The organism is Amycolatopsis sp. NPDC026612, assembly GCF_040638285.1.
Classification (GTDB): Bacteria; Actinomycetota; Actinomycetes; order Mycobacteriales; family Pseudonocardiaceae; genus Amycolatopsis.
Window position 1 is genome coordinate 311890 of sequence record NZ_JBEZYB010000001.1, and the last position, 24757, is coordinate 336646.

The following is a 24757-nucleotide window of genomic DNA, read 5'->3' on the forward strand; positions in this document are numbered from 1 at the left end:
CAACGGGAGGGTTGCGCGGAATAGCGGAGGTTTTGGCGTGAAGATCAGTGTCTTCGGGCTCGGTTATGTCGGCTGTGTCTCCGCCGCGTGCCTGGCGGGACAAGGGCACCGGGTGGTCGGCGTGGACGTCAACCCGGTGAAGATCGACCTCGTCACCCAGGGCAACGCCCCGGTGGTCGAGGAGCGGATCGGCGAGCTGACCGCCGAAGTCGTCGCGAGCGGGGCACTGAGAGCCACCACCGACGTCGCCGAAGCCGTCGCCGACAGTGAGATCTCGCTGGTCTGCGTGGGGACGCCGTCGGCGCCGAACGGCAGCCTGTCGACGGTCTACCTCGAGCGCGTGGCCGAGGAAATCGGCGAAGCGCTCGCGAAGAAGAGCGAGCGGCACACCGTCGTCTTCCGCAGCACGATGCTGCCCGGCACCTGCCTCGACCTGCTGGTCCCGATCCTGGAGAAGGCCTCCGGCCGCACGGCCGGCGTCGACTTCGGCGTCGCGGTGAACCCCGAATTCCTGCGCGAGGGCACCAGTGTCCGCGACTTCTTCGACCCGCCGAAGACGGTGATCGGCGAAATCGACGAAGCCAGCGGTGACGCCGTCGCGGCGTTGTACGAAGGCCTGCCCGGGCCCGTTTTCCGGGTGCCGATCCCGGTCGCGGAAATGACGAAGTACGCCGACAACTCCTTCCACGGCCTGAAAATCGGCTTCGCGAACGAGCTCGGTTCGATCTGCCGCGCGCTGGGCCTCGACTCGCACCAGGTGATCGACGTCTTCCTCGCCGACACCAAGCTCAACATCAGCCCCGCCTACCTCAAGCCCGGGTTCGCCTTCGGCGGCTCGTGCCTGCCGAAGGACCTGCGCGGGCTCGTCTACGCCGCCCACCGGGCCGACGTCAGCGTGCCGATCCTGTCGCACGTGCTGGCGTCGAACGACGAACACCTGCAGCGGGCGTTCGACCTGGTCGCGCGCACCGGCAAGCGCAAGGTCGGGCTGTTCGGGCTGTCGTTCAAGCCGGGCACCGACGACCTGCGCGAGTCCCCGCTGGTCGAGCTGGCCGAGAAGCTGCTCGGCAAGGGCTACGACCTGAAGATCTACGACGCGAACGTCAGCCTCTCGCGGCTGATGGGTGCCAACCGCGAGTACATCGAGAGCAGGCTGCCGCACCTCGGGCAGCTGTTGGCCGGGTCCGTCGAAGAAGTCATGGACCACGCCGAAGTCCTGCTCGTCGGCACCAAGGACCCGGACGTGCTGGCGGCTCTGCCGCACGGCGGCGACCGGATGCTCGTCGACCTCGTCCGCCTGCCCGACGCCGCAACGCGTCGCCTTGAAGAGGGATACGCCGGCCTTGCCTGGTAAAGCGCTCATCCTCGTCGAAAACCTCTCCGTTCCCTTCGACCGCCGGGTCTGGCAGGAGTCCACGACCCTGCGTGACGCCGGGTGGGAAGTCCACGTCATCTGCCCACAGGGCACGAAACGCGACACCGAGGCCGAAGCCGTCGTCGACGGCGTCCACATCCACCGCTACCCCCTCAAGGCGGCGACCGGCGGTCCCGCCGGCTACCTGCAGGAGTACGGCAGCGCGCTGTGGCACACGCTCCGGCTGGCGCGGAAGGTCGGGCCGGTCGACGTCGTGCACGCCTGCAACCCGCCGGACCTGCTGTACCTGGTCGCCAAGTACCTGAAGCGCCAGGGCGCGAAGTTCATCTTCGACCAGCACGACCTGTGCCCGGAGCTGTACCTCTCACGGTTCGACCGCGGGCAGGACCTCCTCTACCGCGGGGTGTGCGCCCTCGAACGCGCCACCTACCGCGCCGCCGACGTCGTCATTTCGACGAACGAGAGCTACCAGCAGGTCGCCCGGATCCGCGGCGGCAAGCGGCCCGAAGACGTCTTCGTGGTGCGCAGCGCGCCGGTCGTCGAGCGGTTCCACGAGGTGCCGGCCGAGCCCGAGCTGAAGAAGGGCAAGCCGTACCTGCTCGCCTACCTCGGCGTGATGGGCCCGCAGGACGGCGTCGACTACGCGCTGCGTGCGCTCGCGAACCTGCGTGACGAGGTGGGCCGCACCGACTGGCACGCGGTCTTCGTCGGCTCGGGCGACGCGTTCGACGACATGGTCGCGCTGTCGGCGAAGCTCGGGCTGGCCAACCAGGTCGAGTTCACCGGCCGGATCTCCGACGAGGATCTCGTCCGGTACCTGTCCACCGCCGACGTCTGCCTGTCGCCGGACCCGCTGAACCCGCTCAACGACGTCTCCACGATGAACAAGGTCATGGAGTACATGGCGATGAGCAAGCCGATCGTCTCGTTCGAGCTGCGGGAGGCGCGGGTTTCCGCCGGGGACGCGGCGGTCTACGCCCCGGCGAACGACGAGACGGAGTTCGCGGCGCTGGTGTCCCGGCTGCTCGACGACCCCGAAGAGCGGATCCGCATGGGCAAGCTCGGCCAGGCCAGGGTGGCGGGTCCGCTGTCCTGGGAGAACTCGGCGAGGAACCTGCTCGCCGCGTATGAGCACGCTGTGAAGTCCTGATCGCCTTCTGGTCAAGAACCCACCGGACGTGTAACCAAAGCCCCCGGTCCGACGACGGTTGGGGTAACCGGCCGATCCACTGAACCCGTTCGGCGTACCCGTCTCAGGAATGGAGATCTGCCGTTGACTGACGACACGGTGCGCCTGGCCCTGGTCGGGCAGGTCCTGCGGCGACGGTGGCGGCTGCTGGCCGCCCTCGCCGTCCTGGGCGCGCTGGTCGGCGCCGTCGCGTCGATCCTCTTCTCACCCGGCTACAAGACGTCCTCGAGCGTGCTGCTCCAGGGCCCGCGACAGGCCGACGAACTGCTGACGCAGGCCGAGGTCGCCACCAGCTCCGTCGTCCTCGACCGCACCGCCGCCGTGCTGCCGTGGCGCCCGGCCGGTGCGGACCTGAAGAAGCAGGTCACGACGTCGGTGGCGCAGGGCAACGTCGTGACGATCACCGTCTCCGCCGACACCGCCGAACACGCCCAGCAGCTCGCCGACCAGGTCGCCCAGCAGTTCGTCAAGTACTCCGGGCAGCTGGCGAGCAACTCCGCCGACGCCTCGGTGCAGCTCGCCCAGGAGCAGCGCGAGTCACTGCGCCAGCAGGTCAAGCTGACCACCGAGAAGATCAGCGACCTCGCCAAGAACGTCGGCGGCGACCTGACCGTGGAGAGCGTGCAGGTCCGCACCCAGCTCGAAGGCCTGAAGACGTCGCTGGAGCAGGCGATCAACGACCTGAACCAGGCCGACCTCGCGACCGGCGTCGGCAACACCGTGGTGCTGGGGCCGTCCCAGCGCCCGACGTCGCCGGCGGCCCCGACGCTGACGCAGTTCGTCGCCGGCGGTGCGGTGCTGTTCTTCCTGGGCGGCGTCTTCGGCCACCTGTTCAGCGCCCGGACCGACCGGCGCCTGCGGGGCGAGCCGGAGATCGCGGCCGCGCTCGGCGCGCCGGTCCTCGCCGGCGTCGACGTCACGACCCCGCACGGCGACCGCCTCCCGGCCACCGGCTTCACCGGCAAGGTGCGGCGCCTGCTCGGCAGCGACCGGCCGTGGGTGCTGCCGCCGGTCGCGAGCTCGGCCGACGCGGTCAACCGTGACATCCGCTACCGCCGGGTGCTGGCCCGGCTGGCCACCGGCCCCACCGACGTCCTGCTGCTGGTGGCCGACGACGACGAGACCGGCCGCCTGGCCGCCGTGCAGCTCGCCGAGCTGGCCGACCGGCTGTCCGTGCCGCTGCGGATCTTCGAGTTCTCGGCCGAACGGCCGACGGTGCCGGACGCCAGTGCCCGCTCCGGCGTCCTCGTCGTGCTCGGCTCCGGTACGCGCACCGCGTGGCAGCTCGTCCGGCTCGCCGAGGCCTGCGCCGACGGCGGTCAGGAGATCGTCGGCGCCGTCCTCACCCACGCCGTCCGGCCGATGGCGGCCGGCAAAACCGAACCCGCGGCGGAAGCCCCCGAGAAAGCCCTGGCAGGTTCGGCGTGACGACTACCCAGACCGGGTCCTTCGAGGCCGAGCCCCCACCCCCGGCGGCAGCGGGCGCCGCCCCGCTTGTCGACCTCCAGCGGCTGTTCGTCGCGATCCGCCGTCGCAAGCGGGTGTGGCTGGCCACCGGGCTGCTCGGGCTCATCGCCGGCGTGGCGGTCGGCTTCGTGCTGCCCGCGCCGCCGACCGCGGTCGCCAAGGTGATCGTGGTCCACCAGGACGACTCGCCGACCGACAGCGGCACGCTGATCCGCACCGACGTCGCCGTGCTGCAGACCACCCAGATCGCCGAAGGCGCGCTGAAGAAGCTGGGCAGCACCGACGCGCCCGAAGACTTCATGAAGAACTACGCGGGCCTCGGCGTGACGAACAACGTCCTGCAGATCACCGTCAAGGCCAAGAGCAACGAAGAGGCCGTGGCCCGGGCACAGGCGCTGGCCGAAACGTTCATCGCCGACCACGTCAAGCGCAGCCAGGCGGCCGCGGCCGCCCAGTCGCAGGCCATCCTCGACCAGCGCAAGAACGCGCAGGACGAGCTGGCCAAGATCGAGCAGCAGATCGTCGAGGAGGAGGGCAAGGGCCGCCAGGCCAGCCAGCCCACCCTCGAAAGCCTCTACAGCCGCCGTGCCGCGCTCACCACGCAGATCTCGGACTTCACCTCGCGCGCCCAGCAGGCCGGTATCGGCAGCCCGCAGGTCGCCGCGGGCACCCAGATCGTCGACGCGGCCCGCGCGCTGCCCAAGGCGTTCCTCAAGACCACCGCGACCAACGCCGGCATCGGGTTCGCGCTCGGACTGGCCCTCGGGATCGCGCTCGTCGCCGTCGGCGCGGTGTCGCGCGACCGGCCGGTGCTCCGCCGCGAGATCTCGACGCACCTCGGCGCGTCCGTGATCGCGCAGCTGCCGTCGAAGCGGCGCGGCCCCGCCCGGCTGTGGCGACGCTCGCGCGCGGTCTCCGAACGCAAGCGCGTCGCCACCACGCTGGTCCGCCTGATCAAGAAGGACCCGCGCGAGGTGTCGCTGCTGGAGCTCGGCGCCCCGAAGGTCGCCGCCGCGCTCGGCCTGGACATCGCCGAGGAGCTGGCGGCCGAGGGCGCGGCGAGCGTCGTCGACGACCTGCCGGGCGAGGACGTCCGCAAGCTCGCGCAGGAAACCAAGAGCGACGTCTCCGTGGTGGGCGCCGGCGACGCGCCCGGGGCGCCGGTGGAGCGCCGCGTCGGCGTCGGCACGGTGTCGCCGGGCACGGCGTGGACCGACCTGGAGCACCTCGGCAAGGAAACCGTGCTGGTCGTGAAGGCCGGGCAGGCGAACACGCTGTGGCTGCACACCGTCGCGCGGCAGCTGGCCGACCAGCAGATCCCGATCATCGGCGTGGTGCTGGTCGACCCGGACCCGCGCGACAAGTCCGACGGCACACTGTGGGACGGCTTGCACACGGCCCTGCGCGGACGCAGCTCGGCCCCGGCGGCGGAACCGGCCCCGTCCGAGCGGGAAGACCGCTTGGACGAGCTGGCCGCCCGGGTCGCCGAGCGCATCGCCACGGCGGAGCCGCCGACGCGCCGGTTCACCCCGGTCCGGCCGGTGCTCCCACCCGCTCTCGCCACCCCGAGGCCGCCGGCATCGCCACTGCCGCCACCCGGCAGCGTGAGCGTTCCGGACCACCTGAACGCACCGACGAAGAAGTTCGCCCCGGTCAAACCGCCGAAGCGGCCGACGCCGTTCAAGCGTGACGACGGCGAACCGAGCCACAAGGGCGAACTGAACGCCGGACTCGAACCGGAAAAGAGCGCGGAGGTCTCCTGACCTGCGCCGCGACCGAAGGGGAACGCACCCGAGATGTGCGGCATCGCAGGCACTTACCTCTGGCCGGACGGCGGGCCGCTCACCGACCGGCTGACCAAGACGCTGGCCCACCGCGGGCCGGACGGCTCCGGTCGCTACGAGCACCGCGCGGGTCCCGGTGAAGTCCACTTGGGACACCGGCGGCTCTCGATCATCGACCTGTCCGAGACCGGCGCCCAGCCGATGGTCCTGGACGGGCTCGCGCTGAGCTACAACGGCGAGCTCTACAACGCGCCCGAGCTGCGGGCCGAGCTGGCGGCGGCGGGGGTGCGCTTCCGCGGCACGTCCGACACCGAGGTGCTGCTGCAGGCGTGGCGGCGCTGGGGCACGGACTGCCTGCCCAAGCTGCGCGGGATGTTCGCCTTCGCGCTGTTCGAGGAGGGGACCGGCGAGCTCTTCCTGGTCCGCGACCAGCTGGGGATCAAGCCGCTGTTCTTCCTGCAGCGCGCCGGCGGGGTCGTGTTCGCGTCCGAGCTCAAAGCCCTCGCCGGTGAGCTCGGCGGGGCGCTCCAGGTCGACAACGCCGCACTGATCGCGTCGCTGCTCTACTACTGGGTGCCGGACAGCCGGTGCGCCTACCAGGGCGTGGAGAAGCTGCAGCCGGGCACGTGGCTGCGCTGCCGGCCGGACGGCCGGGTCGACCGCGGCCGGTACTGGTCGCTGCGGGAGGTCGCCGAAGAGGGCGCGGCCTTCGACGGCGAGGTCGACCTGCACTCCGTGATCGCCGAGTCGACCGCGAAGCACCTGCTCTCGGACGTCCCGGTGGCGACGTTCCTTTCGGGTGGGCTGGACTCCAGCTACCTGACGGCGCTGGCCGCGCGCTCGCAGCCGGGGATCTCGGCGTACACCATCGGTTTCCGCGCCGAGGACGCCAAGTTCGAAGCGATGCCGGACGACCTGAAGTACGCCCGGATCGTCGCCGCGAAGTTCGGCGTCGACCTGCACGAGATCGAGATCGCGCCGCAGGTGCTCGACCTGCTGCCGAAGATGACCTACCACCTCGACGAGCCCATCGGCGACCCGGCGGCCATCAACTCGTTCCTGATCTGCTCGGCCGCGCGCGACGCCGGCGTCAAGGTGATGCTGTCCGGGATGGGCGCCGACGAGCTGTTCGCCGGGTACCGCAAGCACCTCGCGAACCTGATCGCGCTGCGCTACCACAAGGTGCCGTCCGCGGTCCGCAGGCCCGTGGAGTCCCTTGTGGACAGACTGCCGGTCGCCTCGGCCACCCGCGGCTACCGTTCGGTGCGGTTCGCGAAGCGCTTCCTGTCCTTCGCGGGCCTGCCCGAGGAGACGGCGTTCCGGCGCAGCTACACGATGTACGACCAGGCGGAGCTGCTTTCCCTGCTGAACCCCGACCTGGCGCCCGCGGTCGACGACGTCCTCACCGAGCACGCGGACACGTACCACGACCAGGCGCTCGACGACTTCGTCAACCGCATGTGCCTGGCCGACTCGCGGATGTTCCTGCCGGGGCTGAACCTCACCTACACCGACCGTTCGACGATGGCGGCGTCCACCGAGGTCCGGACGCCGTTCGTCGACGTCGAGGTGGTGCGCGCGGCCTTCAAGATCCCGGGGAACAAGAAGATCGTCGGCCGCGGCGGGAAGATGGCGCTGAAGAACGCGGCGCTCAACGTTCTGCCCAGCGAGATCGTGCACCGGCCGAAGGGCCTGTTCAGCGCGCCGTTGCGGGCCTGGATGAGCCGCGATCTGGCCCCGCTGGTGCGGGAAGTCGTCAACGAGGGCGTGCTCGTGCAGTCCGGCTTCCTGCGGCGCGAGGCGCTGCAGCGCATGGTCGACGAGGACGCCGCCGGCCAGCAGGACCGCAGCAAGCACCTCTGGCACGTCTTGACCCTTGAGTACTGGTACCGGAACGCGATGTCTGGAGCGGAAGCCAAGTGAAGCAGGTAGTCCAGAACTACAAGAGCGGTGAACTGGCACTGCTGGACGTGCCCGAACCGGCGTGCAAGGCCGGCGGCGTGCTCGTCCGGACCGTGTATTCGCTGATCTCGACCGGCACCGAGATGATGAAGGTGTCCGAGGCGAGCCTCTCCCTGGTGGGCAAGGCGAAGGCCCGGCCCGACCAGGTCGCCAAGGTCATGCAGAGCGTGGCCACCAACGGTCTTTCGGCGACCTACCGCAAGGTGACGTCCAAACTGGACTCCTACACCCCGCTCGGCTACTCGCTCTGCGGCATCGTCGAGCAGGTCGGCGACGGCATCACCGACGTCTCGGTCGGCGACCTCGTGGCCTGCGCGGGCAACGAGCACGCACTGCACTCCGAGCTGAACTGGGTGCCCAAGAACCTCTACTCGCGGGTGCCCGCCGGCGTCGACCCGCGGCACGCGGCGTTCGGCACGGTCGGGTCGATCGCGATGCAGGGCGTTCGCCGCGGCGAACCGCAGATCGGCGAGGTGGCCCTGGTCATCGGCCTCGGCCTGATCGGCCAGCTCGTCGTGCAGCTGCTGACGTCGTCCGGCGTGCGCGTCGTCGGCGTCGACCCCGACCCCGAGCGCTGCAAGCTCGCCGAGAGCCTCGGCGCGCTGACCTGCGCCCACCCCGCGTCCGGCATCGTCGACACCGCGGTGGACGAGCTGACGCACGGCGCGGGCGTCGACCAGACCTACCTCGCCGCCGGCGGCAACACGAACGACCCGGTGGAGCTGGCCGCGAAGCTGTCCCGCGACCGCGGCCGCGTGATCGACATCGGCAAGTGCAAGCTCGACCTGCCGTGGAACGCCTACTACGAGAAGGAACTGGACGTCCGGTTCTCGCGTTCGTACGGCCCCGGCCGCTACGACCCGTCGTACGAGCTGGAAGGCCGTGACTACCCGATCGGCCAGGTTCGCTGGACCGAACGCCGCAACCTCGAGTGCGTCCTCGACCTGATCGCGCGCGACCGCCTCGACGTCGAGCCGCTGATCACGCACGTCTCGGACTTCTCCGAAGCGGTTTCGACGTACAAGTCCTTGAACGAGGGCGAGCTGAAGGCCGTCGCGGTGCTGTTCCGCTACCCGGACGCGGTCGCGAAGACCGAGCCTGTGGTGACGTCCGCGCGGATCGGCGTGGTCTCGCGTTCGACGCCCGCACTGCCCGCCGGGCAGCCGGTGCGCCTCGGCTTCATCGGGGCGGGCAACTACGCGTCGTCGATGCTGCTGCCGCACCTCGCCGAGCGCGAAGACGTCCAGCTCAAGCACGTCGCGACGACGTCGGCGCTGTCCGGCGCCAACGCGCGGCGCAAGTTCGGCTTCGCTTCGGCGTCGACCGATGTCGACAACGTCCTCGGCGACGACTCGATCGACGCGGTGTTCGTCGTGACGCGGCACAGCTCGCACGCGGAGCTGACCCGGCGCGCGCTGCTGGCGGGGAAGACGGTGTTCGTCGAGAAGCCGCTGGCGCTGTCCGCCTCGGAACTGCAGATCGTGCTCGACGCGGTCGAGGAGTCCGGCAACGACCGGCTGCAGGTCGGCTTCAACCGCCGCTTCGCGCCGCTGCTGCACGAGGCCCGCGACCAGTTCGGTCCGCGTGTCGGCCCGGCGACCGTGCGGTACCTGGTCAACGCCGGCCGCCTCGACCACGGCAGCTGGTACAACCAGGCCGATTCCGAGGGCTCCCGCTTCGCCGGCGAAGGCGGCCACTTCATCGACACCGTGAGCTGGCTGCTCGACGCCGACCCGGTCTCGGTGTACGCCACCGGCGACCTCCAGGTGACCCTCGGGTACGCCGACGGCTCGACGGCGGTGATCACCTACGCCGAGACCGGCTCGTCGGGCTTCCCGAAGGAAACCCTGGACGTCGTCGCCGACGGCAAGGTCCTCAAGTTCGACGACTTCGTCCGCGCGTCGGTGTACTCGCGGAAGAAGTGGGCCAGCTCGCGCATCCCGAAGGGCCGTGACAAGGGCCAGGCCGCCGAGGTCGACGCGTTCCTGTCAGCGGTGCGCACGGGTGGCCCGATGCCGATCTCGCTCGCTTCGCTGGCCGCGACGACGCTGGCCACGCTCGCCGCGCAGACCAGCGTCGCGAACGCGGCGCCGGTCCGGATCGAGCTGCCGCGGAAGGCGGGTGCCCCGGCATGACGAGCAGGCTGGAGTTGCCGCGGAAGGCCGGTGCCCGGACATGATGGGTCCCGGCTGGTACCTGCGCCGGCTCTCCCGGATGGGGCCGGCGGAGGTCGTCGGCCGCGCACGGCACGCCGTCGTCCAGCGGCAGTGGCGGTCCGCGCTGCCCTCGGCCCCGGACTGGCCCGCGCACCCGGAGTTCACGGCTTCGCTGCCTTCCGGGGCGCTGGGCAAGGTGTCCGGCGAGGCGGTTTCCCGGCTCCTGGCCACGGCCGACGAGCTGATGGCCGGGCGTGCCGAGTACTTCGGCGTCGAGCGCTCGGATTTCGAGGCGCCCGACTGGTTCCTCGACCCGAAGACCGGGCGTCGCGCGCCCTCGCACGTGTACGCGTTCGACGTGCCGTACCGGTCGGAGGACACGGTCGGCGACATCAAGCAGATCTGGGAGCCGTCGCGTCACCAGCACCTCACCGTGCTGGCCGCGGCGTACGCCCTGACCGGGTCCCCGGCCTACGCCTCGCGCGTGGCCGCGCACTTGCGTTCGTGGTGGGCGGAAAACCCGCCGCTGCAGGGTCCGCACTGGGTGAGCGGCATCGAGCTGGGCATCCGGCTCCTGTCGTGGGTCTGGGTGCGCCGCCTGCTCGACGGCTGGGACGGCGTCACGGCGTTGTTCGAGGACAACCCGGACTTCCAGCTCCAGCTGTGGCACCACCAGAACTGGCTCGCGACGCTGCGCAGCCACGGCTCGTCGGCGAACAACCACGTGATCGCCGAGGACGCCGGGCTGCTCGCCGCGGCGTGCGCGTTCGGCTGGTTCCCGGAGTCGGCGGGCTGGCGGACCTCGGCGATGCGTTCGCTGGACGTCCAGCTGCGGCGCAACACGTTCGCGTCCGGCCTCAACGCGGAACTGGCGTCCGAGTACCACGGCCTGGTGCTGGAACTCGGCCTGGCGGCGGCGGTCGAGGCCGACGCCGCGGGCACGCCGGTACCGGAGTCGACGTGGGACGTCCTTGGCCGCATGACGGACGCCCTCGCGTCCATTGTGGACAACCGGCTCCGGCCGCCCCGCCAGGGCGACGCCGACGACGGCTTCGGTCTCGTCGTCGACGGTTCGGAGACGGACCGCTGGGCGTCCTTGCTGGCGTCCGGTGAGGTCCTGTTCGGCCGCATGGACTGGTGGCCGCCGATCCCGGGCGACGACGTCCGCACGGCCCTGCTGGCCGCGCTCGCTTCGCGGACCCCGCGCCCTTCGGGCGTCCGCCCCAACCGCCGTCCGGCGCACCTGCGTGACGCCGGGATGACGATCCTGCGATCGGGCCCCGTGTGGGTCCGCTGCGACGGCGGCCCCCACGGGTTCCTGTCGATCGCCGCGCACGCCCACGCGGACGCGCTGTCGCTCGAGGTCCGCCACGACGGCGTGGACGTGCTGGCCGACCCGGGCACGTTCTGCTACCACGGCGAGCCGCAGTGGCGGTCGTACTTCCGGTCGACGCTGGGGCACAACACGCTCGAGCTGGCCGGACGCGACCAGTCGGTGTCCGGCGGCCCGTTCTTGTGGACCCGCCACGCGGTGACGAAGGTGCTCGAGGTCCACACCCCGCAAGACGGCCCCTCCCGCTGGTCGGCGGCCCACGACGGCTACGCACCGGCGGTCCACCGCCGCACGGTCGAGCTGGACGGCGACGCACTGAAGATCATCGACGAAGTACTCGGCGAGGACCAGCCGGCGGCGGCCCGCCTGACGTTCCACTTCGGCCCGGCGGTGACGGTCGTGCTCGACGGCACCACGGCCCGCCTCCGCTGGCCGGCAGAGCCGGGACCCGCCACCACCGGCGGCGAGGGGCGGTCGGGTTCGCCGGCCGCTGGTGTGGGCGGGTTCGGCTCGGTCGCCGGCGGGGATGGTCGATCCGGTTCCCTGGCCGCTGATGGCGGGCGCGCGGCCGGTTCGGTCGCTTTGCGTGGGGGCGGCGAGCGCGGGGGCGCCACCGGTGTCGACGATCCTCTGGTCGGTCGGGTGTCCGGGTCTCTGCCCGGCGCCGGAGGCGCGGTACGCACTGCCGTCATGGAGCTGCCGCCCGGACTCTCCTGGACCGTCCATCGCGGCGAAACCGATCCGCCGCTCGGCTGGTACTCCGCGGGCTTCGGCCGGAAGGAACCCTCCACGACCCTGGTCGGCTCCGGGACTCCCGGACACCTCACCACCCTGCTCCGCTTCAGTTAGGACCCGCCCGTGACAGCCCGCCGCTTCCGACTCCGCCGTGCCGCTCCGCTGCTCGGCGTCCTGCTCACGGTCGCGGCGTGCTCGGCCGGGCCGAACACCGATGGCGGCGCCGGCCAGGCCACCCCGGCTCCCAGCGGGTCGGTCGCCGCCGTGTGCGACAAGCAGCCGGCCGGTCCGACGGCCGCGCCGGCGGGGGCGGTCGTCGTCGACCCCGCGGTGCCGGGCGATCTGGCGGTCAAGACGCGTTCGGCCGGCCCCGGCACGACGTTCTGGCTCAAGCCGGGCAAGCACATCCTCGGCGACGACAAGTACGACCAGGTGTCCCCCAAGGACGGTGACGTCTACATCGGCGCACCGGGCGCGATCGTCGACGGCCGGAAGATCAACCAGTACGCGTTCACCGGCCACGCGGTCAACGTCAAGGTCACCTACGTGACCGTGCAGGGCTTCGCCGCCCCGCACGACGAAGGCGTGGTCAACCACGACTCCGGTGACGGCTGGGTCATCGAGCACTCGACCGTCCAGGACAACGACGGCGCCGGGCTCATGGCGGGCGCGCGCCAGCAGGTGCGCGGCAACTGCCTGCGCCGCAACGGTCAGTACGGCATGAACGCCTACTCCGGCGGCACCCCGCTCACCGCGCTGGTCGTCGAGGGCAACGAGATCGCCGGCAACAACACCGGCGACTGGGAAGCGAAGATCGACGGCTGCGGCTGCAGCGGCGGCGTCAAGTTCTGGCAGGTCGACGGCGCCGACGTGCGCGGCAACTGGGTGCACGACAACCACGGCACCGGACTGTGGGCCGACACCAACAACAACGACTTCCTCATCGAGGGCAACCTCATCGAGAACAACGACAGCGCCGCGCTGATCTACGAGATCAGCTACAACGCCGTCATCCGGGACAACACGATCCGCAAGAACAACTGGGTCGACGGCCGCAAGTACGCCGACCGCGCCGACAACTTCCCGACATCGGCGATCTACATCTCCGAGTCCGGCGGCGAGCCGCGGGTCAAGGCCCGCACCGCGAAGATCGAGATCTCCCGCAACTACCTGGAGGACAACTGGTCCGGGATCACGCTGTGGGAGAACGCGGACCGGTTCTGCAACAGCCCCGCCAACACCTCCTCGGGTGACTGCACCCGGCTGGTGCCGTCCGTCAAGCAGTGCGCGGCGCCGGCGATCACGAGCGGCTCGCTGCTGGCCGACTGCCGCTGGAAGACCCAGCACGTCGACATCCACGACAACAAGTTCGTCCTCGACCCGGCGGTCGTGGGCTGCCAGGCCTCGTGCGGCCGGATGGGCCTGCTGTCGAACTTCGGCAGCTACCCGGACTGGTCGCCGTACAAGGGTGACGAAGTCCAACACGCGATCACGTTCAACCAGGACAACCACTGGCACGACAACAGCTACGCCGGTCCGTGGACGTTCATCGCCCAGTCGGCCGACCGCGTCCTCGAGATCGGCGAGTGGCAGGGCTTGCCCTACTCGCAGGACAGCGGAAGCACCTTCACGGCGCAGGCCGGGGGCTGACATGACGGCGCACCTCGCAGTGACCGGCATCCGCGGCGACGCCGCGCCCGAACCCGCGTCCGCGACGCCGAAGTGGGCGGGCGTGGCGTGGGCGCTGCTGATCCTCAACACGCTCGGCTCGACCGGCGCGAAGACGGTCCTTCCGCTGCCGCGGTCGGTCAGCCAGCTGGTCACCATGGGCTCGCTGATGACCGCGTTCGTCATCGCGCTCGCGCTGAACAAGCACCTGCGAATCCGCCCAAGTGCGTACCTGCTGCTGCTGACGGCGTTGCTGGGAATCAGCATCCTTTCCAGCGCCGACCTGAAGGAGGGCGCGGGTGCACTGTTCCGGTGCTTCCGGCTCACGGTCTTCGTCTCCACGCTCTGGTTGCTGACCCGCTGGTGGGACGGTGGGTTCAGCTTTGTCCGGGCCCACATCCGCACCTACGCGGTCGTGCTCGCGTCGGTGGCGGTCGGCCTGGTGATCTCACCCGGCAACGCCATGCCGGAGGAGTACGGCGGCCGGCTCTCGGGCGCGATCTGGCCGCTCACCCCGCCGCAGATCGGCCAATACGCGGCCGTCATCTCCGGGCTCGCGCTCCTCCTCTGGTTCGGGCGCCGCACGACGTGGCGCAGCGCGCTGGTGATCGTGGTGCCGGCGCTGGGGCTGCTGATGCTCACGCACACCCGCACGGCGACGCTCGGCCTCGTCGCCGGCCTGGCGGTGGCCTTCCTGTCGATGATGCTGACCAGCGCCCGCGCGCGGAAGGTGTTCGCGTGGACGGTCGGCGTCGGCGGGGTCGCGGGCGTGGTGCTGGCGGGTGCGCTGCAGGCGTGGTTCCTCCGCGGGCAGAGCGCAGACAACTTCTCCAGCCTTACCGGCCGCGCGAAGGTGTGGGACGCGCTGCTGGAGGCCCCGAGGTCGACAGCGGAGTACATCTTCGGGGTCGGGCTGACGGACAAGTCCTACGACGGCCTCCCGATCGACAACAGCTGGCTCGCGGTCTACCACGAGCAGGGTTTCCTCGGGATCGCGCTGGTCGCCGCGTTCCTGCTGACGCTGGTCGTGGTCGCGGTCCTGCGGCCGCCTTCGCTGGCGCGGGCGTGCGCGATCTTCCTGATCACCTACTGCATTTCGGCCTCCTACACCGAAGCTGGTCTCGGCGACGCGTCGCCGTACTTGCTGCACCTGGCGGTCGCCGCGTCGCTGCTGGTCCGTGGGGTGCCGCAGTCCGACGAACAAGCATTCATCCCGATGAAGGGGGCAGACGTGCGAGGTGCAGGCGCGTGAAGGTGCTCGTGGTGCACAACCGGTACCGGTCCGAGCAGCCGAGCGGGGAGAACAACGTCGTCGACGCCGAGGTGACGCTGCTCGCCGAGGGCGGTCACCAGGTGTCGCTGTTCGAACGCCGCAGCGACGACATCGCGGCGATGCCGCTGCCCCGCAAGGCCGCGGTGCCGCTGATGGTGCCGTGGAACCCAGCGGTGCGGAAGGAGCTCGCCGCCCGGCTGCGGGCATCGCGCCCGGACGTCGTGCACATCCACAACACGTTTCCGCTGCTGTCGCCCTCGGTGGTCGCCGCCTGCGCGGACGCGGGGGTGCCCGCGGTCGCGACGCTGCACAACTACACGATGGTCTGCCCACCCGGCACGCTCCACCGCGACGGCCGCATCTGCACCGAGTGCGTCGGCGGCTCACCACTGCCCGCGGTGAAGCACGGCTGCTACCGCGGTTCGAGCGCGGCCACGGTCCCGATGGCGGCGAGCATGGTCGCGAACCGGCGCCGGTGGTGGGCGGGCGTTTCGCGGTTCTTCTGCATTTCGGCGGCCCAACGTGACCTCCTGGTGTCGGCCGGGATGCCCGGCGAGCGGATGGCGGTGAAACACAACTTCGTCACCGACCCCGGTGTCCGCCGCACCGGCGGCGGGAAACACGTGCTGTTCCTCGGCCGCGTCACCGAGGAGAAGGGGGTCGGCCTGCTGATGCGGGCCTGGGACCGCCTCGGCGGCGCCCTGGGTGTTCCGCTGGTCATCGCCGGCACCGGCCCGATGCAGGACGAGGTCGCGGCCTGGGCGGCCGGACGCGCCGACGTCTCGTACGTCGGCCTGCGGAACAAGGCGGAATGCCGCGCGCTGACCGCCGACGCGATCGCGGTGGTCGCGCCGTCGACGTGGCTGGAGGCGTTCGGTCTGGTGGTGGTCGAGGCGATGGCCGCCGGCGTGCCGACGGTCGCGGCCGCCCACGGCGCGTTTCCCGAGCTCATTGACGACGGTGTCACGGGTCTCCTGCACGCACCGAACGACGCGGGCTCGCTGGCGGACCGCCTGCGCGCGGTCGCCGGCGACCGCAACGGCGAAATGGGCGACGCGGCCCGCGTCCGGTACGAGAAGGACTTCACGCCCGCGGTCGGGCTGGACCGGTTGATCGCCGGGTACAAGGCGGCGATCGAGGCGTGAAGCAGCTGGTCCGGACGGCGCCCGCGGCCCTGCCCCCGGTGCTGCGTGCCCCGCTGGCGATGTCGGCTGCCCTGGCGACAGCGGTGCTGGTCGCGCTCGGCATCCTCCACTTCCAGGACTCGGGCTTGACCGGGATCGACGCCACGCTTCTGCCGTCGATCGACGGGGTTCGGCCGCCCTGGCGGTACCTCGCCCTGGTTTTCGACTTCGGCGGCGAACCGGTCGGGTCGGTGATCCTGATCGCCCTGCTCGCCGGGGTGTGCTTCTTGGCCCACCGTGTCCGGACGGCCGTGCTGACGGTGCTGGGCGTCGTGGTCACCGTGGCGGTGACCACGGTGTTGAAGCCGCTCGTCGGACGCACCATTCACGGTGAGTTCCTGTCCTACCCGAGCGGGCACACCGCGCTGGCGACGGCGCTCGCGCTGATCATCGCCCTGCTGCTCACCGACCGGCTGGCGCTCGGGCGCGCGGCTGCCGTGCTGCTCGCCCTGGGGATGGCCCTGGTCGCCGGCATCGCGATGGGGTGGGCCGAGGTGGCGTTGGGGGCGCACTACCCGACGGACGCTGTCGGGGGATTCTGCGCAGCGCTGGCGGCGGTCCCGCTGACCGCTTGGGCTGTAGACCGCGTCGCCGATCGGCTCTGACGGACGGCAGTCGGGCGCTCGGGTGGCCGGCGGGTCTGCCGGGTAATGCTGGAGTGCCGGGTCGGCTGGGCTGCCGGGTGGTGCTGATCGGCGCTGGGGGCTGGACGCTCGGGTGGCCGGGTCGCTGGTCGGCTTCGACGGCTGGGCGCTCGGTAGCCGGGCGTCGAGCGGCTCCGGCGCGCGGTGGCTGGGCGCTGGGAGGACCGGCTCGTGCGGTTGTCTCGACCGGCCGATCGGGGCCCGGCACGTGTCGGTCCAAGCGGAGGCTGTTCGTCGGTGGGGTGACCGATTTGTGAAGGAGAACCCCATGATCCAGGATCTGATCGCCGCCGAGCGGCGGGAGCTGGCTGTGGTGCTCGAGGAGCTGGCGCCGTCGCGGTGGGCCGAGCCGACCTTGTGCGCCGGTTGGCGGGTGGCCGAGGTGGTGGCGCACATGACGATGCCCTTCCGGATCTCGACCGGCCGGTTCGTGCGGGAATTGGTGAAGTCGGGCGGCCGCTTCAACGTCATGGCCGACCGCGTTGCCCGCCGGGAGGCGGCCGAGCTGCCCCGTGAGGCGCTGGTCGCCTCCTTGCGCGACAACGCCCACCACCCGTGGCGGCCGCCGGGCGGGGGCGCGGAAGGTGCTCTGAGCCACGACGTGATCCACGGCCTGGACATCACGACCGCCCTGCAGCTGGACCGCCGGGTCCCGCTGGACCGCCTGGAGGTCGTCTTCGCCGCGATGAAGCCGAAGCAGGTCAAGTACTTCGGCACCGATCTGACCGGCATTGCCCTGCGCGCCGACGATCTCGACTGGTCGTACGGCACCGGCACACCACTTACCGGGGCCGCCCAGGACCTGCTGCTCGTGCTCGGCAACCGGCGCCTGCCTGCCGGCCGTCTTCGGGGCGAGCCGAGCGCGCGCTTCAGCACGATCTGAGCTCGTGCCGGGAAAGTCGAAGGGGTCATGTCTCCGACGGTACCGAACATGCGTGCGAACGCCATCGCTGAAAAGGGTGAAGCCGACGCTGTCCGGAATTCTCCTTTCGCGAGATTTTCCTTTTACTGCAAGGGAAATCTCGTCCAGATGAGTGAGGCGTGGCGAAAACTGTCGGACCCCACCGGCAAGCTCCCGATCAGCAGCCGGCGGTCCCACCGCCGAACGAAGAGCACTCGTCCTGCGAGTAGGGCGCCGCCCGCCAGCCCGCAGTGTCGACCGTCCTGGAGGTGTCATGCACCACGAAGGTCCACGGCCCGGTGTAGGAGTTGTCGTGCCACCGGTTCGCCTGGTGGAAGGTGATGGCTTCCTGGACCACCGTTCCCTTGTAAGGAGACCAATCCGGGAACGTCCCGAAGTTCGACAGCAGCGCCATCCGTCCGCACAGGCTCGTGCAGCCCAGCCGGCCGGCGTCGAACCGGAAGGTGTTCCCGTGGATCTCCACCCGCTGGGTCTTCCAGCGGCAGTCGTCGTACGCGGGGGCTTTCCCGATCGTGCCCGCGGCGCACGCGGACTTCGCCGCCGCCTTGGTGCAGTAGCCGGAAGATGTGTTCGCCGGGCTGTTGCAGAAGCGGTCGGCGTTCTCCCACAACGTGATCCCGGCCCAGTTGTCCTCGAAGGTGTTCCCGCTGATGTCGATGGCCGACGTCCGCGCCTGCACACGCGAATCGCCGCCCGATTCCGACAGGTACACCGTCGCCACCGGGAAGTTGTCACCGCGCGAGGCGAACGCGCGGCCCTGCACCAGGGTGTTGCCGCGGAAGGTGTTGCCGCGCAGCGCGAGGTTGTAGCTGGTTTCGTAGAACAGCGCCTCGGCGTCGTTGGCCTCGAACAGGTTGTCCTCGACGAGGAAGTCGTTGTTGTTCGTGTCGGCCCACAGCCCGGCGCCGTGGTTGCCGTGGACCCAGTTGCCGCGCACGTCGGCGCCGTTCACAGCCCAGAACTTGGCGCCGCCGCTGCACCCGCAGCCCGGCACCTTGGCCTCCCAGTCGCCGGTGTTGTTGCCGGTGATCTCGTTGCCCTCCAGGACGAGCCCGGTGATGCCGTCGCCGGCCTGGTACGCGTTGAGCCCGTACTGACCGTTGTTGCGCAGGCAGCTGTGCCGCACGACCTGGCCGGCGCCGGCCATCAGCCCCGCGCCGGCGTTGTCCTCGACGGTGGTGTTCTCGATCAGCCAGCCGTTGCCGGAGTCGTGGTTGACCACGCCCTGGTCCTGCAGGGCGGCGAACCCGCGGATGGTGAGGCCGCGGATCTCGACCTTGCTCGCCTGCTGGGTGAAGGCCGCCCGGTTGACGCCGCGGCCGTCGACGACCGCGCCCGGCGCGCCGAGGTACACGTCGCCGTCCTTGGGGGCGACCTGGCCGAACTCGTCGTTGCCGAGCGTGTGGGTGCCGGGCCGGAGCCAGAACGTCGTACCCGCCGGGTGCGCCGCCGTCTTGGCCGAGAGGTCGCCGTCGACACCCGGCTCGACGGTGACGGCCCCGGAGGGTGGTTGCTCGTACTCGGCCGGCTGGTGACCGCACACCGGCCCGGGTCCGTCGGCGGCGCCCGCGACCGCCGGGCACGCCACGGCGATCAGGAGCGAGCAAGCAGCAACGAGAACAGCACGAGATCTACCCATGGCAGGAAGTTACGCACGACCGGGCCGGAAAACAGTCACCCTCAAGTGTCCTCATCGGACCCAGCGGGTGAATCCGGCCCGATCGCGGGGGGATCAGGCGTGTTTGCGGAACACCGGCTGCACCGGGCGCCCGCCCATCCACGGCGCTGGGTCGTTGGCGTCGAGGGCCTTCCGGTACACCGTGCAGGCCTGGCCGACGACGTCGATGGTCTTGTCGATGTCGGCTTCGGTGAGGGCGGCACTGACCACGAAGGACGGTCCGAGCACACCGCCGCTGATCAGCTCGCGCAGGAACAGCGTCCGGTACGGCTGCGACGGCTTGCCCTGCTCGTCGAGCGTGCCGAAGACCAGGTTGCTGGCGCGGCCGCGGACGACCACGTGGTCTTCGACGCCGATCCCGGCCGCCACCTCGCGGACGCCGGCGGCGAGCCGGTCGCCGAGGGCGTGCATGCGGCCGATGACGTCTTCGTCGCGGTAGATGTCCATGACGGCCATCGCGGCGGCCAGCGAGTGGGTCTCCGCGCCGTGCGTGGTCGAGAGCAGGAACACCCGCTCGCGGTCGGTGCGCAGGCCGCCGATCTCCATCAGCTCCCGCTTGCCCGCCAGCGCCGACACGGCGAAGCCGTTGCCGAGTGCCTTGCCGAACGTCGAGAGGTCGGGCGTGACGCCGTAGAGGCCCTGCGCACCGTGGGCGGACCACCGGAAACCGGTGATCATCTCGTCGAAGATCAGGACGACGCCGTGCCGGGTGGTGAGTTCGCGCAGGCCCTGCAGGTACCCCGGCGGCGGTTCCACCGCGGCGGCCGCCTCCAGGATCATGCACGCGATCTCGCCCTCGTGGCGCTGCAGCAGTTCCTCCGCGGCCTGCAGGTCGCCGTACGGGAAGGACGCCGTCGCCTCGGTCGTCTCGTCCGGGATGCCGGCGTTCATCGGCGTGGTGCCGATGAACCAGTCGTCGGTGGAGAAGAAGGCGTGGTCGGCGCACTTGGCGACGAGCTTGCGACCGGTGGCGGCGCGGGCCAGCCGGACGGCGGCGGTCGTCGCGTCGGAGCCGTTCTTGGTGAACTTCACCATGTCGGCCGTGGGCACGTTCTCGAGGAACCGCTCGGCGGCCTCCGCCTCGATGATCGACGGGCGGATGAAGTTGCTGCCCTTCTCCAGCTCGCCGCGCACCGCTTCGAGAACCCGCGGGTGGGCGTGGCCGAGGCTGACGGCCCTCAGTCCCGCGCCGTACTCGACGTAGTCGTTGCCGTCGACGTCCCAGACGTGGCCGCCGCGGCCGTGGGAGATGACCGGGGCCATCCCTTCGGGATACTGGTCCGAGCCCTTGGCGTAGGTGTGCGCACCACCGGGGATGACCCGGTGCAGCCGCTCGTCCGCCTTCGTGGAGCGGGGCAGGTTCGTTCCCATGTCGTGGCTCACCTCGTTGGTTTCAACGCCTCTCCGAGAGTCGGCGCCCGTTCGTCCCGGTCACTGACCATTGTGACCGACAGTGGCCAGGAAATGTCCAATTCAGGGTCTTTGTACGAAATCGTAATGTCTTCTTCAGGATTGTGCGCCCGATCGATACGGTACGAAACGTCAGAGGGATCCGTGAGTGACTGGAATCCGTGCGCACACCCCGCGGGGATGTACACGGAAACCTGGGTATCACCGGATAGTTCGAATGTTTTCACATTCCGGAATGTCGGCGAATCCGGTCGGAGATCCACCACGACGTCGAAGATCGCGCCGTGCGAACACCGGACCAGCTTCGCCTCGCCGGCGCCGCCGCGCAGGTGCATCCCGCGGATGACACCCTTGCGGGACCGGGAAAGGCTGTCCTGGGCGAAGCCGTCCGGGTCGATGCCCACCGAGGCGACGACGTCGCGGTCGAACGTCCGGCTGAAGAAGCCGCGCTGGTCCGTGTGCGGTGTGGGTTCGAACAGATACGCGCCGTCGATCTCGGGCACCGGAATGGCCTTCATCGCCCACCCCCGAAGAGGGCCGCCGAAAGGGCGGCGAACTGGTCCTTGAGCCGTTGCGCGTTCATCTCGTTCCGTTCCAGGAGCGTTTGGCGAAGTTCCGCCGAACGGTTCTCCAGTTCGGTGAATTGTTCGACGAGCCGGTCGAAGCGGACGGTCTTCGCCCGCTGGGTGAAGCCATCGAGGCCCATCTCCGCCATGAGGACGTCGTTCTTCGGTGCGTAGCCGATCGCCACGGTCGGTTTCGCGACCTTCAGGGCGCAGAGCACGTTGTGGTAGCGCGTGGCCACCACGCTGTCCACCGCGGCCATCTCGTGCATCAGCTCGTCCAGGGTCTCCGCCGAAGCCGCTGTCACCAGCGGGGAATCGGTCTTCTCGATGATCTCGTCGACGACCTGCCGGTCGATCCGGTCGCCGATGAACAGCCGGACGGGTCTGTCCTGCTCAACGAGCCACGCGACGAAACGGTTCATCGTGTCCACGTAGTGGCGGTAGATGCGGTCCGCCTCGGCGCGGTCGTCGTTGCCGCCGTAGTAGGCCATCACCCCGACACCGACGGTGCCCGGCACGCCGTCGGCGTCCGGGGTGGGGAGGGAGAACGCCAGGTCGGGGTAGACCTGGTCGGCCGTCGTGTCGACGCCCATGGCGCGCATGGCGTCGCGCGAGAGGTCGTCGCGGTATGAGCGGTAGGCGGCGAGCCGGCCGGACCAGCGGACCAGTGTCCGCGTCGCCCGGGCGCTGATCTCGTTCGCGCCGACGCAGACGAGCGCCACCTTGGTGCCGAAGAGGCGCCCGGTGGCGGAGAGGAGGAAGAGCGAATACGGGAAACCCCACGGACGCAGCGGAAGGGTCGCTTCGAGCACGCCCATGCCGGGCACGATGACGACGTCCTGCTTGCGTACCCAGGCCGCCGTGCGCGCGATGTCGACCAGCTTGCCGAAGCCCTTGAGGGCGACCGAGCGCAGGCCGGACGCCGTCTCGTACTCGGACTGGTTCCAGTGCAGCGGCGTCGTGTCGAGGCCGTACCGCTCGCGGACGAGCTCCGGACCGCCGACCAGGGCGCTCAGCACGGCGTCCGGGTACTCGGCGCGCAGGTAGCCGAGCACGGCTTCGAGGGAACCGTCGTTGCCGAGGTTCCCCGAGCCGAGCAGGCCGAAGACGCCGACGCGGGGCGCACGCTTCACGCGAGCCTGCCTTCCCGGCCGGCCACGATCTCGTTGACCGTGGCGACGTCGGAGGCGGTCGGCGCGCGGTCCTCGACGCGCTCGCCGTGCCCGGAGCGGGCCCGGTTGGTCAGCCAGGCGCCGAGGTGGCCGAAGCACTCGCGCTTGTCGGCGGCCGAGATCGGCGCGCGCCGGATCAGGTCGGCGAACCCGAACACGTACTCGCCGAGCAGGCGGACGGTGGGATTCCGGAGCCGGTTCGCGCGCCGCGGGTCCAGATTCGCGCACCGGCTCCGGATGGTCGGGTTGGCCCGTTCCGCGCGGCCGGGGTGGTCGCGGCGGAAGTAGAGCAGCTCGGGTACCTGGTAGAACGGGCCGTGGAGGGCCATCTCGGCCGAGTACGTCCGGTCGGCGTGGTGGTAGCTGTCGAGCGGCTTGACCCGGCGGAGGACGTCGGCGCGGATGACGCCGTAGAAGTCGTCGCCGCCCGGCTCGAACAGGACGCTCCGGAACCGGTCCGGCGCGTGCCGGGAGCCGGTGTCCAAGGTGTACTCGAGCGGCTGGACGATGCGGCCGTCGCCGTCGATGATGGCCTGGTCGCAGTGGGCGAGGATGACGTCCGGGCGCTCGTCGAGGGCTTCGACGCACCGCTTGAGGAGGTCGCGCGCGTACAGGTCGTCGTGGGAGACCCACTTGAACAGCTCGGTGCGGGACACGTCGAACACGAAGTTGTGGTTCGGCGTCGCGCCGATGTTCTTCGGCTGGCGGACGTAGCGGATCCGCGAGTCCTTGTCGGCGTAGCGGCGGCAGATCTCGTCCGTGCCGTCGGTGGAGGCGTTGTCCGAGATGATCAGCTCGAAGTCTTCGTAGGTCTGGCCGAGCAGGGCGTCCAGCGACTCGGCGAGGTACTCCTCGCCGTTGTACACCGGGAGGCCGAGGCTCAGCCGCGGGACGGTGGTCATGGAGTCCTCATTCCTTGATCGGCTCTTTGATCGGCTCGAACACCACGGTGGGCTCGTCGGCCCCCGGCGGCACGTACTCGCGCAGCCCCAGCCGCAGCTGCAGCCACCAGACGACGGACCCGGTGAGCGTCGCGGTCGCGACCCCCCACGCGGACCCGGCCGCGCCGCCCAGGAAGGCACCGGTGATGCCGAAGGTGACGTAGAACAGGGAGGCGATCAGCTGCGACCGCAGGCTCCGCGGTGCGGCGCCCAAAGCGCGGAGGCCGGCCGCCGCGCCCGTGGCGAAGCTCGCGCCGACCACGGCGAGGGTGACCGGCAGGATCAGCGGCGACGACGAGTCCCACACCGAACCCATCACCCAGCGGCCGGCGCGGTCGGGCAGCAGGAACAGCAGGCCGAGGCCCCAGCACAGCGCGGCGGCGGCCTGGCCGCCGCCGAGGATCACGCAGAAGTGCTTCAGCCGGTGCGGCGCCCGCTGAAGCACCCGCGCGCCCTCGGCGACGGTGACCAGGGACAGGCCCATGAGCAGGGCCAGGAACGGGCCGAGAAGCTGTTCGGCGCCGCGGACCGCGCCGACGGCGGTGATCCCGGCGATGGCGCCGAGGCCGTACGCCCGCAGCTGTGAGGCGCCGCTGTTGCTGACGTTCTCGACCAGGTACCGGACGCTCAGGTCGCGCTGCGTCCGGAGCCAGCCGAAGATCTCCCTCGGGTGGGGGAGGATCCCCGTCTGGAACCAGCCGTACAGGGCGGCCACCGCGCCGGAGATGCCCCAGGCCAGCACGAACGCGACCACGGTGTGGATCTGTGCGGCGACGTACAGCGCCGGGAGCAGCGCCACGCCCCACACGCAGTCGTTGACGAACGCCTTCTTGCCCGCGCCGTGGGCGAAGAAGGCGAACCGCCAGGCGTCCTGCAGCAGCAGGCCGGGCAGGACGACGGCGAGCGCGACGAACGCGTTGCCGAGCGGGCCGCCCGCCGCCAGCCCGGCGACCAGGCTGACCACCCCGGTCGCGAAGCCGACCCCGATCGCGGTGCCGGATGCGCTCGCCACACCCGAGCGCCAGCGGTCCTCCGGCACGGCGCTGAACCGCACCATCAGCGGGTCGGTGGCGAGGCCGCGCGAGATGTTGAGCACCACGCCGTAGGTGACCCAGGCGAGGCTGAAGATGCCGAACGCGAACGTGCCGAGCGAGCGGGCCACGTACAGCCCGACGGCGAAGTTGGTCAGGCTGGACACCGCCTGGTCGCCGAGGCCCCAGCTCAACCGTCCGGCCATCGCGCGCGCCGCGCCCGACCGGAAGATCGAGCGCGGCGCACGGCGATGGTTGGCCACGTCG

At 70.7% G+C, this 24757-nt stretch carries 18 protein-coding genes; 12 read left to right on the forward strand and 6 right to left on the reverse strand.

Annotated features, from left to right (window positions below):
• Positions 1 to 37: 37 nt before the first annotated feature.
• From AB0F15_RS01715 to AB0F15_RS01770, 12 genes are all read left to right on the forward strand, one after another.
• Complete coding sequence (locus tag AB0F15_RS01715) at positions 38 to 1354, forward strand: nucleotide sugar dehydrogenase (protein WP_360263563.1); 1317 nt, start codon at positions 38 to 40, stop codon at positions 1352 to 1354.
• The gene (locus AB0F15_RS01720) at positions 1344 to 2525 is read left to right on the forward strand and encodes a glycosyltransferase family 4 protein (RefSeq protein WP_360263566.1); all 1182 of its coding nucleotides are present in this window, start codon (positions 1344 to 1346) and stop codon (positions 2523 to 2525) included. The genes AB0F15_RS01715 and AB0F15_RS01720 overlap by 11 nt, the downstream gene beginning before the upstream one ends.
• A 123-nt stretch (positions 2526 to 2648) precedes the next feature.
• Positions 2649 to 3992 carry an exopolysaccharide biosynthesis protein gene (locus AB0F15_RS01725; RefSeq protein ID WP_360263569.1) on the forward strand — a complete coding sequence of 448 codons (1344 nt, stop codon included), beginning with the start codon at positions 2649 to 2651 and terminating at the stop codon, positions 3990 to 3992.
• A complete protein-coding gene (locus tag AB0F15_RS01730) occupies positions 3989 to 5794 on the forward strand; it encodes a Wzz/FepE/Etk N-terminal domain-containing protein (RefSeq protein WP_360263572.1) in 1806 nt (601 codons plus the stop codon). Before AB0F15_RS01725 ends, AB0F15_RS01730 begins: the two co-directional genes overlap by 4 nt.
• Positions 5795 to 5827: 33 nt before the next feature.
• Positions 5828 to 7738 carry an asparagine synthase (glutamine-hydrolyzing) gene (asnB, locus tag AB0F15_RS01735; protein WP_360263576.1) on the forward strand — a complete coding sequence of 637 codons (1911 nt, stop codon included), beginning with the start codon at positions 5828 to 5830 and terminating at the stop codon, positions 7736 to 7738.
• A complete protein-coding gene (locus AB0F15_RS01740) occupies positions 7735 to 9912 on the forward strand; it encodes a bi-domain-containing oxidoreductase (RefSeq protein WP_360263579.1) in 2178 nt (725 codons plus the stop codon). Before asnB ends, AB0F15_RS01740 begins: the two co-directional genes overlap by 4 nt.
• A 40-nt stretch (positions 9913 to 9952) precedes the next feature.
• A complete protein-coding gene (locus AB0F15_RS01745; protein ID WP_360263854.1) occupies positions 9953 to 12115 on the forward strand; it encodes an alginate lyase family protein in 2163 nt (720 codons plus the stop codon).
• 9 nt (positions 12116 to 12124) lie between these two features.
• Positions 12125 to 13651 carry a right-handed parallel beta-helix repeat-containing protein gene (locus AB0F15_RS01750; protein WP_360263582.1) on the forward strand — a complete coding sequence of 509 codons (1527 nt, stop codon included), beginning with the start codon at positions 12125 to 12127 and terminating at the stop codon, positions 13649 to 13651.
• 82 nt (positions 13652 to 13733) lie between these two features.
• Positions 13734 to 14921 (forward strand): O-antigen ligase domain-containing protein, encoded by a 1188-nt coding sequence (locus tag AB0F15_RS01755; RefSeq protein WP_360263856.1) that lies wholly within the window; start codon positions 13734 to 13736, stop codon positions 14919 to 14921.
• The gene (locus tag AB0F15_RS01760) at positions 14918 to 16087 is read left to right on the forward strand and encodes a glycosyltransferase (protein WP_360263584.1); all 1170 of its coding nucleotides are present in this window, start codon (positions 14918 to 14920) and stop codon (positions 16085 to 16087) included. The genes AB0F15_RS01755 and AB0F15_RS01760 overlap by 4 nt, the downstream gene beginning before the upstream one ends.
• Complete coding sequence (locus AB0F15_RS01765) at positions 16084 to 16731, forward strand: phosphatase PAP2 family protein (protein ID WP_360263587.1); 648 nt, start codon at positions 16084 to 16086, stop codon at positions 16729 to 16731. The genes AB0F15_RS01760 and AB0F15_RS01765 overlap by 4 nt, the downstream gene beginning before the upstream one ends.
• 307 nt (positions 16732 to 17038) lie before the next feature.
• Positions 17039 to 17653 carry a maleylpyruvate isomerase family mycothiol-dependent enzyme gene (locus tag AB0F15_RS01770; protein ID WP_360263589.1) on the forward strand — a complete coding sequence of 205 codons (615 nt, stop codon included), beginning with the start codon at positions 17039 to 17041 and terminating at the stop codon, positions 17651 to 17653.
• 196 nt (positions 17654 to 17849) lie between these two features.
• On the opposite strand, the gene AB0F15_RS01775 is transcribed toward AB0F15_RS01770, so the two are convergent.
• The 6 genes from AB0F15_RS01775 to AB0F15_RS01800 all read right to left on the reverse strand — a co-directional run bounded on the left by AB0F15_RS01775 (position 17850) and on the right by AB0F15_RS01800 (position 24753).
• Positions 17850 to 19331: a right-handed parallel beta-helix repeat-containing protein gene (locus AB0F15_RS01775; protein ID WP_360263592.1), complete on the reverse strand. Its 1482-nt coding sequence runs from the start codon at positions 19329 to 19331 to the stop codon at positions 17850 to 17852.
• Between the two features lie 93 nt (positions 19332 to 19424).
• A complete protein-coding gene (locus tag AB0F15_RS01780) occupies positions 19425 to 20741 on the reverse strand; it encodes a glutamate-1-semialdehyde 2,1-aminomutase (protein WP_360263595.1) in 1317 nt (438 codons plus the stop codon).
• 8 nt (positions 20742 to 20749) lie between these two features.
• Positions 20750 to 21298: a dTDP-4-dehydrorhamnose 3,5-epimerase family protein gene (locus tag AB0F15_RS01785; protein WP_360263598.1), complete on the reverse strand. Its 549-nt coding sequence runs from the start codon at positions 21296 to 21298 to the stop codon at positions 20750 to 20752.
• Positions 21295 to 22479, reverse strand: coding sequence for a polysaccharide pyruvyl transferase family protein (locus tag AB0F15_RS01790; RefSeq protein ID WP_360263600.1), 1185 nt, complete (start codon positions 22477 to 22479; stop codon positions 21295 to 21297). The genes AB0F15_RS01785 and AB0F15_RS01790 overlap by 4 nt, the downstream gene beginning before the upstream one ends.
• A complete protein-coding gene (locus AB0F15_RS01795) occupies positions 22476 to 23420 on the reverse strand; it encodes a glycosyltransferase family 2 protein (RefSeq protein ID WP_360263603.1) in 945 nt (314 codons plus the stop codon). Before AB0F15_RS01795 ends, AB0F15_RS01790 begins: the two co-directional genes overlap by 4 nt.
• 7 nt (positions 23421 to 23427) lie before the next feature.
• The gene (locus AB0F15_RS01800) at positions 23428 to 24753 is read right to left on the reverse strand and encodes a hypothetical protein (protein WP_360263606.1); all 1326 of its coding nucleotides are present in this window, start codon (positions 24751 to 24753) and stop codon (positions 23428 to 23430) included.
• Positions 24754 to 24757 lie beyond the last annotated feature (4 nt).

Excerpts from the sequence above, each read along its gene's own strand:
- AB0F15_RS01795 (WP_360263603.1), bottom strand. The coding sequence starts at position 23,420 with ATGACCACCGTCCCGCGGCTGAGCCTCGGCCTCCCGGTGTACAACGGC.
- AB0F15_RS01785 (WP_360263598.1), bottom strand. The coding sequence starts at position 21,298 with ATGAAGGCCATTCCGGTGCCCGAGATCGACGGCGCGTATCTGTTCGAA.
- AB0F15_RS01745 (WP_360263854.1), top strand. The coding sequence starts at position 9,953 with ATGATGGGTCCCGGCTGGTACCTGCGCCGGCTCTCCCGGATGGGGCCG.
- AB0F15_RS01780 (WP_360263595.1), bottom strand. The coding sequence starts at position 20,741 with ATGGGAACGAACCTGCCCCGCTCCACGAAGGCGGACGAGCGGCTGCAC.
- asnB (WP_360263576.1), top strand. The coding sequence starts at position 5,828 with ATGTGCGGCATCGCAGGCACTTACCTCTGGCCGGACGGCGGGCCGCTC.
- AB0F15_RS01775 (WP_360263592.1), bottom strand. The coding sequence starts at position 19,331 with ATGGGTAGATCTCGTGCTGTTCTCGTTGCTGCTTGCTCGCTCCTGATC.
- AB0F15_RS01770 (WP_360263589.1), top strand. The coding sequence starts at position 17,039 with ATGATCCAGGATCTGATCGCCGCCGAGCGGCGGGAGCTGGCTGTGGTG.